At 65.4% G+C, this 9,689-nt stretch carries 13 protein-coding genes; 1 reads left to right on the top strand and 12 read right to left on the bottom strand.

The features are described from left to right. Window positions 1-733, top strand: a 733-nt coding sequence (locus FXN61_RS43290) for an ISAs1 family transposase (protein WP_167979644.1), incomplete at its 5' end; no start/stop codon positions are given. A gap of 181 nt (window positions 734-914) precedes the next feature. Here the strand turns inward: FXN61_RS43290 and truA are convergent. From truA to secY, 12 genes are all read right to left on the bottom strand, one after another. Then, window positions 915-1,709 (bottom strand): tRNA pseudouridine(38-40) synthase TruA, encoded by a 795-nt coding sequence (gene truA / locus FXN61_RS43285; RefSeq protein ID WP_312878448.1) that lies wholly within the window; start codon window positions 1,707-1,709, stop codon window positions 915-917. 59 nt (window positions 1,710-1,768) lie between these two features. Next, entirely contained in the window at window positions 1,769-2,332 is a 564-nt protein-coding gene (gene rplQ / locus FXN61_RS43280) for a 50S ribosomal protein L17 (RefSeq protein WP_167979643.1), read from the bottom strand. Window positions 2,333-2,383: 51 nt separating this feature from the next. Beyond that, entirely contained in the window at window positions 2,384-3,442 is a 1,059-nt protein-coding gene (locus tag FXN61_RS43275) for a DNA-directed RNA polymerase subunit alpha (protein ID WP_167979642.1), read from the bottom strand. 151 nt (window positions 3,443-3,593) lie between these two features. Further along, entirely contained in the window at window positions 3,594-4,199 is a 606-nt protein-coding gene (gene rpsD / locus FXN61_RS43270; RefSeq protein WP_053733133.1) for a 30S ribosomal protein S4, read from the bottom strand. A gap of 23 nt (window positions 4,200-4,222) precedes the next feature. After that, window positions 4,223-4,630 (bottom strand): 30S ribosomal protein S11, encoded by a 408-nt coding sequence (gene rpsK / locus FXN61_RS43265; protein ID WP_015105236.1) that lies wholly within the window; start codon window positions 4,628-4,630, stop codon window positions 4,223-4,225. A gap of 42 nt (window positions 4,631-4,672) precedes the next feature. Continuing rightward, window positions 4,673-5,053 (bottom strand): 30S ribosomal protein S13, encoded by a 381-nt coding sequence (gene rpsM, locus FXN61_RS43260; RefSeq protein ID WP_167979641.1) that lies wholly within the window; start codon window positions 5,051-5,053, stop codon window positions 4,673-4,675. Between the two features lie 219 nt (window positions 5,054-5,272). After that, complete coding sequence (gene rpmJ, locus FXN61_RS43255; protein ID WP_010148647.1) at window positions 5,273-5,386, bottom strand: 50S ribosomal protein L36; 114 nt, start codon at window positions 5,384-5,386, stop codon at window positions 5,273-5,275. 25 nt (window positions 5,387-5,411) lie between these two features. Further along, entirely contained in the window at window positions 5,412-5,633 is a 222-nt protein-coding gene (infA, locus tag FXN61_RS43250) for a translation initiation factor IF-1 (RefSeq protein WP_005166804.1), read from the bottom strand. A gap of 122 nt (window positions 5,634-5,755) precedes the next feature. After that, on the bottom strand, window positions 5,756-6,445 hold the full coding sequence (locus FXN61_RS43245; protein ID WP_167979640.1) for a hypothetical protein: 690 nt from the start codon (window positions 6,443-6,445) through the stop codon (window positions 5,756-5,758). A 99-nt stretch (window positions 6,446-6,544) separates the two neighbouring features. Next, window positions 6,545-7,318 (bottom strand): type I methionyl aminopeptidase, encoded by a 774-nt coding sequence (map, locus tag FXN61_RS43240; RefSeq protein ID WP_167979639.1) that lies wholly within the window; start codon window positions 7,316-7,318, stop codon window positions 6,545-6,547. A 4-nt stretch (window positions 7,319-7,322) separates the two neighbouring features. Next, window positions 7,323-7,931, bottom strand: coding sequence for an adenylate kinase (locus FXN61_RS43235; protein WP_167979638.1), 609 nt, complete (start codon window positions 7,929-7,931; stop codon window positions 7,323-7,325). After that, entirely contained in the window at window positions 7,932-9,248 is a 1,317-nt protein-coding gene (gene secY / locus FXN61_RS43230) for a preprotein translocase subunit SecY (RefSeq protein WP_312878446.1), read from the bottom strand. Between the last annotated feature and the right edge of the window lie 441 nt (window positions 9,249-9,689).

The raw sequence follows: 9,689 nt of genomic DNA, 5'->3' as shown, positions 1-9,689 counted from the left end.
CGACGGCTCCGGCGGAGTGCACCTGCTCGCGGCGATGTCGCACACCGACTCGCTGGTACTGGCCCAGGTCCTGGTCGACACCAAGGTCAACGAGACCAAGCGTTCCGCCGCGCTGCTCGACCAGCTCGACCTGACCGGCGCGATCGTCACCGCCGACGCGATGCACACCATCCGCGCCACCGTCACCGACCTGCTGCGCCGCGGCGCCGACTACGTGCTGCCGGTCAAACAGAACCAGCATCTGCTCTACGCCCAGCTCGACGCCCTGGCCTGGCCCGAGGTCGAGCGTCACGCCACAGTGGACACAGGGCACGGCCGCCGTGAGCAACGCACCATCCAAGTCCTGCCCATACCCGAGGACGTCACCTTTCCCGGTGCGGCACAAGCGTTCCTCGTCGAACGCTACGTCACCCACACCCACGGCAAACGCACCGCGATGGCCGTCCTCGGCGTCACCAGCCTCACCCCCGACCAAGCCGGTCCGGCGCAGTTGGCCGCCTACACCCGCGGCCACTGGGGCATCGAGAACAAGCTGCACTGGATCCGCGACACCGTCTACACCGAGGACGTCTCACGAGTGCGCACCGGCACCGCACCCCGCACCATGGCCAGCCTGCGCAACCTCGCCATCAACGCACTACGCCTCGCCGGCCACACCAGCATCACCACCGGACTCCGCCACACCAGCCGAGACTTCACCCGACCACTCACACTCCTCGGAATCCACCCCTGACCAGCACCGACACGACTTTGCCGGAACCCTGGGGCGGAGCCCCAGAAAACTCTCGCAACCGCAAGGTGACCACGGAAGCCGACCACCTACGGACACGAAACCGGCACCCGCCGACAAAACAGTGGAGACGGCCAACCCAACCCACGCGCCCGACCGCCGCCCCATCACCGAGGCCGCCCCCTCAACGAGACAGCGTCCGAACCTTCCGAGTGGCCTCAGCCCGAGCCCCCAACTCGCCATCCCCAGGAAAATCCACCCGCACCAAACACAACCCATGGGCAGGAGCCACAGCAACCCCGCTAGCCCGCCCAGACAGCGACAACAACGAAGCAGGCCAAGACACGGGCTTCCGCCCCTCCCCAACGGCCAGCAACGCCCCAACCAGCGACCGGACCATCGAGTGACAGAAGGCATCAGCAGACACGAACGCCGTCACGACACCATCCACCTCAGACCGCACCAGCTCCAGCCGCTGCAGCTCCCGGATGGTCGTAGCCCCGTCACGCCGCTTGCAGAACGCGCAAAAGTCGTGCTCCCCCAACAACAACGCAGCAGCCGCGTTCATCGCGGGAACGTCCAGCGGACGCGGCCAAGCAAGAGTGTCCAACCGCCGCAACGGATGCGCCCCGAAGGCGGCATCCGAAACCCGGTACTCGTAGTGCCGCCGCAACGCAGAAAACCGAGCGTCGAACGCGGCAGGCACCACACGCGCGGAAAACACACGCACGTCAGAAGGAAGAACCCGGGCCAACCGACGAGGCAGCCCGGCGACATCCACGGTGGACGGCAGATCAGCGTGAGCGACCTGACCAGAGGCATGCACCCCGGCATCGGTCCGCCCAGCCACGGTCAGAACGATGTCCTCGCGCAACACCATCGACAAGGTGTCCTCGAGAACGCCACAGACAGTGCGACGCGACGGCTGACGCGCCCAGCCGGAGAACTCGGTCCCGTCGTACCCCAGGTCGAAGCGCACACGAACGAGCCCGCCGCCCCCGGAACCGGGAACGACGGGCTCGTCAGCAGACGTACTGCTCAGGACTTGTCCTTCTCAGAGGACTCGTCCTTCTCGTCCGCCTTCTCCTCAGCCTCGACAGCCTCAGCGGTCGGCTCGCCGTCAACCTCGACAGCGTCCTCGGCCTTGGTCTCGTCAGCGTCGGCCTCGACGACAGCGGCCTCAGCCGGCTTCTCGTCCTTGGCGAACTTGGTCTTGCGCGCAGCCTCGGCCTCGGTGGAGACGAGCTTCTGCTGCACCAGCTCGATGATGGCCATGGGGGCGTTGTCGCCCTTGCGCGCCAGCGTCTTGGTGATGCGGGTGTAGCCACCGGAACGGTCGCTGAAGAACGGACCGATCTCGGCGATCAGCTTGTGCACGACGTCCTTGTCGCGGATCACCTTCATGATCTCGCGACGGTTGTGCAGGTCGCCGGTCTTGGCCTTGGAGATGATCTTCTCGGCGTACGGACGCAGCCGCTTCGCCTTGGCCTCAGTGGTCTTGATCCGGCCGTGCTGGAACAGCGCCGTCGCCAGGTTGGCGAGCAGCAGCCGCTCGTGCGCCGGAGACCCACCGAGCCGTGGGCCCTTGGTAGGGGTGGGCATCGCTTGCTCCTGTAGTAACTAAAAGAGATCCTCTAGCTCTGAATCAGAGCGTCAGAGCTGCTCGGTCTCCGCGTAGTCCTGACCGTCGTCGTGAGGGTCCAGACCGCTGCCGGCACCCCAGCCGGTGTCACCGGGGTGGTAGTCGGCCGCGGCGGCGGACGGGTCGAACCCAGGAGGCGAGTCCTTCAGCGCGAGGCCGAGGCCGACGAGCTTCATCTTGACCTCGTCGATCGACTTCGCACCGAAGTTGCGGATGTCCAGCAGGTCCGCCTCGCTGCGCGACACGAGCTCACCGACGGTGTGGATGCCTTCCCGCTTCAAGCAGTTGTAGGAACGGACCGTGAGGTCCAGATCCTCGATAGGCATCGCGAACGCGGCGATGGTGTCGGCTTCGGCCGGCGACGGGCCGATCTCGATGCCCTCGGCGTCGATGTTCAGCTCGCGAGCGAGGCCGAACAGCTCAACCAGGGTCTTACCCGCGGAGGCAACCGCGTCCCTCGGAGTGATCGAGGGCTTGCTCTCCACATCGAGAATCAGCTTGTCGAAGTCCGTCCGCTGCTCGACACGCGTGGCCTCGACCTTGTACGTCACCTTGAGAACCGGCGAGTAGATCGAGTCGACGGGGATGCGGCCGATCTCGGCACCCGCCTGCTTGTTCTGGACAGCCGGGACGTAGCCGCGACCGCGCTCGACGACGAGCTCGATCTCCAGCTTGCCCTTGCCGTTCAGCGTGGCAATGTGCAGGTCGGGGTTGTGCACGGTGACACCGGCCGGAGGCACGATGTCGCCCGCGGTCACCACACCGGGGCCCTGCTTGCGCAGGTACATGGTCACCGGCTCGTCCTCTTCGGACGAGACGACGAGCTCCTTGAGGTTCAGGATGACGTCGGTGACGTCCTCCTTCACCCCGGGAACCGTGGTGAACTCGTGCAGCACGCCGTCGATGCGGATGCTCGTGACAGCAGCACCGGGAATCGACGAGAGCAGCGTGCGGCGGATCGAGTTGCCGAGCGTGTAACCGAAGCCCGGCTCCAGCGGTTCGATGACGAACCGGGAACGGGTCTCGGAGACCGCTTCCTCGGCGAGCGAGGGGCGCTGGGAAATCAGCACTGGGTTCTTCCTTCCTACAACGACGCCCGCTATTTGACGCCGTCAACAACAGCCAGTCGCGGAGACCGGCAAACGCACTCGGCACACCCTTCGCGCCGATGCGGGACCCGACCCGAGCCACTGTCCACGAGAGACAGTGGCTCGGAGAGGATCACTTCGAGTAGAGCTCGACGATGAGCTGCTCGGTGACAGGCGTGTCGATCTGCGCGCGCTCGGGCAGCTGGTGCACGAGGATGCGCAGGTTCGAGGGAACGACCTGCAGCCAAGCGGGAATCGGGCGGTCACCGAAGGACGCGCGCGCAGCCTCGAAGGGCAGCGTCGGCATGGACTTCGGCTTCACGTCGATGATGTCGAACTTCGACACCTGGTAGCTCGGGATGTTCACCTTCTGGCCGTTGACCAGGAAGTGGCCGTGCGCGACCAGCTGGCGAGCCTGGCGACGCGTGCGGGCGAGGCCCGCGCGGTACACCACGTTGTCGAGGCGAGCCTCGAGGATCTGGAGCAGGTTCTCACCGGTCTTGCCCGGACGACGAACCGCTTCCTTGTAGTAGCGGACGAACTGCTTCTCGAGGACGCCGTAGGTGTAGCGAGCCTTCTGCTTCTCCTGGAGCTGCAGCAGGTACTCGGACTCCTTGACCCGGCCACGGCCGTGCTGGCCGGGCGGGTACGGACGGCGCTCGAACGCCTGGTCCCCACCAACGAGGTCGACCTTCAGGCGACGCGAGATGCGCGTCGCAGGTCCCGTGTAACGAGCCATTAGTTCTTACTCCTCCCCGTGCCTCAGACCCGGCGCCGCTTGGGCGGGCGGCAGCCGTTGTGGGGCTGCGGGGTCACGTCCTGAATGGTGCCGACCTCGAGACCGGCGGCCTGCAGCGAACGGATCGCGGTCTCACGGCCGGAGCCGGGACCCTTCACGAACACGTCCACCTTGCGCATGCCGTGCTCGGCGGCCTTGCGGGCGGCGTTCTCGGCAGCCATCTGCGCCGCGAACGGCGTGGACTTGCGCGAGCCCTTGAAGCCCACGTGGCCGGCAGACGCCCAGCTGATCACGTTGCCCAGCGGGTCCGTGATGGACACGATGGTGTTGTTGAACGTGCTCTTGATGTGCGCTTGGCCGTGCGAGACGTTCTTCTTTTCCTTGCGCCGGACCTTCTTGACCCCGGCGCCCGTGCGGGACTTGGGTGGCATATCTGAGACGAACTCCTAAGTCGGTGACAAAGACGCGAGGTCTTACTTCTTGCCGGCCTTCTTCTTGCCGGCCACGGTCTTCTTCGGACCCTTGCGGGTACGGGCGTTCGTCTTGGTGCGCTGTCCGCGAACGGGCAGGCCGCGACGGTGCCGAAGACCCTCGTAGCAGCCGATCTCCATCTTGCGACGGATGTCGGCCGCGACCTCACGGCGAAGGTCACCTTCGACCTTGTAGTTCGTCTCGATGTGGTCCCGCAGCTTGGCGAGGTCGTCGTCCGACAGATCCTTGACCCGGAGGTCAGGGGAGATCTGGGTGGCGGTGAGCAGCTCCTTGGAGCGCGTACGACCGATGCCGAAGATGTAGGTGAGCGCGATCTCCATCCGCTTTTCGCGGGGGAGGTCTACGCCAGCGAGTCGTGCCATGTGGCGGTTAACTCCTGTCGATTACTTCCAGGTCTGCTCCTCGCCCGATTCCGGTGACTGACTCGCTGTCTGTCGTTCCGGCTGCTCTCACAGCCGGCGTCCCGGCCCCGGCCTGGAATCCGGGGGTGTCCGCACGCTTGAAGCCCTGCGTGCGGTAGGTGCGAGGAGTTTCTCGTTACTGCGTCATCGAAGATCTCGACGGGCGCGTGGTGGAACTGCTCAGCCCTGGCGCTGCTTGTGGCGCAGGTTCTCGCAGATCACCATGACCCGGCCGTGACGGCGGATCACCTTGCACTTGTCGCAGATCTTCTTGACGCTCGGCTGGACCTTCACGCCTGAGATCTCCTGCTACTGGAGGTCACTTGTAGCGGTAGACGATGCGCCCGCGGGACAGGTCGTAGGGCGAGAGCTCCACGACAACCCGGTCCTCAGGGAGGATGCGGATGTAGTGCTGTCGCATCTTGCCGCTGATGTGCGCGAGTACCTTGTGACCGTTCTCCAACTCGACCCTGAACATCGCGTTGGGGAGCGGCTCGACTACGCGGCCCTCGACCTCAATGGCCCCGTCCTTCTTGCCCATGTCCTCCGCGTTTCGTGACGGTGATAATAACCTTTGGGCGCGTTCCAGCCCGGTTCGATCTCACCTGCGAGGGCATGACTGAACCGGCGCGACGGATGCGCCACCTGACCAGTGTACGCAGTTCACTCCGGCAACCCAAATCGGCCCCTGTCAGGGCTGTCACCAGGCCGCACGCAGCTCGTCAGCAGCGATCGGAGCCTGGTGATCTCGTTGATCTCGGACTCGTGCGTGCCCAGCACGGACTTGAGCGTGCGGACCCGTTGAGCGGCGATCCTGCTGCCGTAGCCGGTGTCGTCAGAGCACTGCTGAGCTGCGTTGTTGAGCGCGAGGTCGCCGGATCCGATGCCGTAGCTCTCCATGCTCGGGTCGCCTGGCCCGCGCTGGGTGAACCCGGCCCGGTCGAGGCAGTGCAGCAAGGTCGCGGTGAGCGCTCTGGTCTCCGCGGCCTCAGGCCCGGACTTCAGGCGCTCGTCCCACTCGCGGACGACGGTGTCGTGCAGCGCCGTGATGCGAGTCACGGCGTCGACGTACTCCGGTCCGGCGTCGGACCGCGCTTTGCCACCACATCCGCCGTCGGCCGGCGGTGGCGGGCTGACGAAGTTCGGCCGGACGACCAGGACGTCGGCAAACGGCGGCCTGCACCGCTCGACGGCGGCGATGGCGTCGGCCAGGAAGATCCGGTCGGCGATCTTGTCGGGCGGGACGTCCTGATAGGTGAAGTCGGTGGCCGGCTTCGCGGCAGCACAGCCTGAAATGGAGATCAGTAGGGCGGACAGGACGAAACGGGTTACCCCCACAATGCCCCCAAGCATTGGACTCGCTCGTCACCTCGACCGTATCGGCGGTGGCAAACGAAATAGCCCCGCTCACCGTGTGGCGAGCGGGGCTACGTCCAAAAAGGCTTGGGGCACTTACTCTTCTGGCGCGGTGAGCACCCAGGGACCGTCCTCGGTGATCGCGACGCTGTGCTCCCAGTGCGCCGCACGAGTCCCGTCGAGCGTGATGACGGTCCAGCCGTCCTCCAGCTCCTGGGAGTCGTCGGTGCCGAGCGTCAGCATCGGCTCGATCGCGATGGCCATGCCGACCTTGAGCCTGGGGCCCTTGCCCGGCTTGCCGAAGTTCGGGAGGAACGGGTCCATGTGCATCTTGGAACCGATGCCGTGGCCGCCGTAGTCCGCGACGATGCCGTACTCGATGCCGTCGCGCTCACCCGACTCGATGGCCGAGGACTCGATGGCGAACGAGATGTCCGTGAGCCGCCCACCCGGCACCGCGGCCTCGATGCCCGCGAGCATCGACAGCCTGGTCGCCTCGGACAGCTTGTGGTCGGCCGGCGACAGCTCGCCGACGCCGACGGTGACAGCCGAGTCGCCGTGCCAGTCGTCGAGGATCGCACCGCAGTCGATGGAGATCAGGTCGCCTTCGGCCAGCACCTGCTTCTTGCTGGGGATGCCGTGGACGATCTGGTCGTTCACCGACGCGCAGATGCTCGCGGGGAAACCGTGGTAGCCCTTGAACGACGGGATGGCGCCGGCGTCCCGAATGGTCTGCTCGGCGATCTCGTCGAGGTCCCAGGTGGTCACCCCCGGCTTGACCGCGTCGACCACGTTGCGAAGCGCACGCGCCACGACCAGGCCGGAGGCGCGCATCGCCTCCAGCTGGCCGCGGGTCTTGATCTCGATCATGCTTTCACTGCCTGAAACGACAGAGCGAAGCCGGGAAAGCAGTCCACCAACACTCACTTCTCGCCGCGCAGCGAGTGCAGCGCGCGAGGGCACGCTCACTGATCTCGTCGATCTCACCGACGGCGTCGATGGAGATGACCTTCTCCGCGTAGTAGTCGAGCAGCGGCGCGGTCTCGTTGCGGTACACCTGCTGCCGGTGCCGGATGACCTCTTCCTTGTCATCCGTGCGCCCACGCGCGAGCAGCCGCTCCACCACGACGTCCTCGTCGACCCTGAACTCCAGCACCGCGTCGAGCGCGTGGCCGCCGACAGCCAGGAACTCACCCAGCTTGTCGGCCTGCGCGACGTTGCGCGGGAACCCGTCGAGCAGGAACCCGTCGGTCGCGTCCGGCTCTGCCAGACGCTTGCGCACCATCTCGTTCGTGATGGAGTCCGGCACGAGAGCGCCCTCGTCGAGGATGCTCTGCACCTCCAGCCCGAGCTCGGTCTGGTTGCTGATGTGTGACCGGAAGAGGTCGCCCGTCGAGATGTGCGGCACGCCGAGCTTGCGGCTCAGAACTTCAGCCTGGGTGCCCTTGCCCGCACCGGGCGGGCCAACGAGAACGAGTCGCATCTAGCGGAGGAACCCTTCGTAATTGCGCTGCATGAGCTGGCTCTCGATCTGCTTCACGGTGTCGAGACCGACGCCGACCATGATCAGAACCGCGGTGCCGCCGAACGGGAAGTTCTGGTTCTGGCCGTCACCGGTCAGGTCCAGGAACAGGTTCGGCAGGATCGCCACGATGCCGAGGTAGAGCGAACCGGGGAGCGTGATGCGACCCAGCACGAACTTGAGGTACTCGGCGGTCGGACGACCAGGACGGATGCCGGGGATGAAGCCACCGAACTTCTTCATCTCGTCAGCACGCTCGTCCGGGTTGAACGTGATGCCGACGTAGAAGTACGTGAAGAAGACGATCAGCAGGAAGTACGAGGCGATGTGCACCGGGCTCGACTGCTTGACCAGATGCGTCTGGACGAACGTCGAGAACCAGTTCGGCTCGGTGGAGGATCCCTGGGTGAGGCGCACGACCAGGTCCGGCAGGTAGAGCAGCGACGAGGCGAAGATGACCGGGATGACACCGGCCTGGTTCACCTTGAGGGGAAGGTACGTCGACGTGCCGCCGTACATGCGGCGGCCGACCATGCGCTTGGCGTACTGCACCGGAATGCGACGCTGCGCCTGCTCGACGTAGATGACGCTCGCGATGATGACGAGAGCGGCCACGACAACCAGCACGAAGGTGAGCCGGCTCGCGTCCTTGTCCCAGATGTTCTTGCCCTCGGCCGGGATGCGGGCGGCGATACCGGTGAAGATCAGCAGCGACATGCCGTTGCCGATGCCCTTCTCGGTGATCAGCTCACCCAGCCACATGATGACCGAGGTACCGGCGGTCATGGTGATGACCAGCACGGTGAGGGTGAAGATGCTGTCCTTGTTCGGAATGACGTCCTGGTCGCACTCACCGAACAGCTGCCCGCGCACCGCCAGGGCCACCAGACCGGTCGACTGCAGGATCGCCAGCCCGATGGTCAGGTACCGCGTGTACTGCGTCAGCTTGCCCTGACCAGCCTGTCCTTCCTTCTTCAACTGCTCGAACCGCGGGATGACCACGGTCAGCAGCTGGATGATGATGCTCGCGGTGATGTAGGGCATGATGCCCAGCGCGAACACGGACAGGTTGAGCAGTGCGCCACCGCTGAACAGGTTGATCAGCGAGTAGATGTTCTGGCCTTCAAGCTGTTCAGCACACGCCCGCACGTTCTTGAAGGACACGCCCGGCGCGGGCATGGTCGCTCCAAGCCGGTACACAATGATGATCCCGAGCGTGAAAAGGATCTTCTTGCGTAGATCCGGCGTCGCGAGAGCCGAGCGGAATGCGCCGAGCACGCGAACCTCCTGAGCGTTGCCGACCCCCAGGGACCGGCACATGCGGTAGATGGCAGGCCGAGGTAGGTAGCCACGACCAAGCGACCCGGAGGACATCCGGGTTCAGCCCGCAACACTAACAGCCCCCCACGACCTGGTCGTAGCCAGTGGCCAATCACAGGTTGCTGACCGTTGATCTCTCACCACACCGCTAGGCCATCTGGTGTAGTAATCCACCGGAATCCGTGCTACGAGCAGCGATTACGCCGAGCACGAACGTTTGCGGATCACCCAAAGTTCCCACAGAAATACTCGCGAAGCGAACCCGAGCAGCCCCCGCGCGAAGGCGCAGCCGAGCCAACCGCGAAGGCGAAGACATCCCAGTTGCTGGGGATGTCAAGCTGCAGCGTTGTTGATGTTGGTGTGGTGTGCCCAGGCGGTGGTTTCGTTGTAGGTGGTGCG

The sequence above is a fragment of the Lentzea indica genome (assembly GCF_012184385.1).
Taxonomy (GTDB): domain Bacteria; phylum Actinomycetota; class Actinomycetes; order Mycobacteriales; family Pseudonocardiaceae; genus Lentzea; species Lentzea indica.
Note: the sequence above shows the minus strand (reverse complement) of the source record. Positions and strands in the feature narration are given on the sequence as shown.

Bases quoted from the DNA above. Each gene is read 5' to 3' on its own strand.
- rplQ (WP_167979643.1), bottom strand. From the start codon at position 2,332: ATGCCCACCCCTACCAAGGGCCCACGGCTCGGTGGGTCTCCGGCGCAC.
- rpsD (WP_053733133.1), bottom strand. From the start codon at position 4,199: ATGGCTCGTTACACGGGACCTGCGACGCGCATCTCGCGTCGCCTGAAG.
- rpsK (WP_015105236.1), bottom strand. From the start codon at position 4,630: ATGCCACCCAAGTCCCGCACGGGCGCCGGGGTCAAGAAGGTCCGGCGC.
- rpsM (WP_167979641.1), bottom strand. From the start codon at position 5,053: ATGGCACGACTCGCTGGCGTAGACCTCCCCCGCGAAAAGCGGATGGAG.
- infA (WP_005166804.1), bottom strand. From the start codon at position 5,633: ATGGGCAAGAAGGACGGGGCCATTGAGGTCGAGGGCCGCGTAGTCGAG.
- FXN61_RS43245 (WP_167979640.1), bottom strand. From the start codon at position 6,445: ATGCTTGGGGGCATTGTGGGGGTAACCCGTTTCGTCCTGTCCGCCCTA.
- map (WP_167979639.1), bottom strand. From the start codon at position 7,318: ATGATCGAGATCAAGACCCGCGGCCAGCTGGAGGCGATGCGCGCCTCC.
- FXN61_RS43235 (WP_167979638.1), bottom strand. From the start codon at position 7,931: ATGCGACTCGTTCTCGTTGGCCCGCCCGGTGCGGGCAAGGGCACCCAG.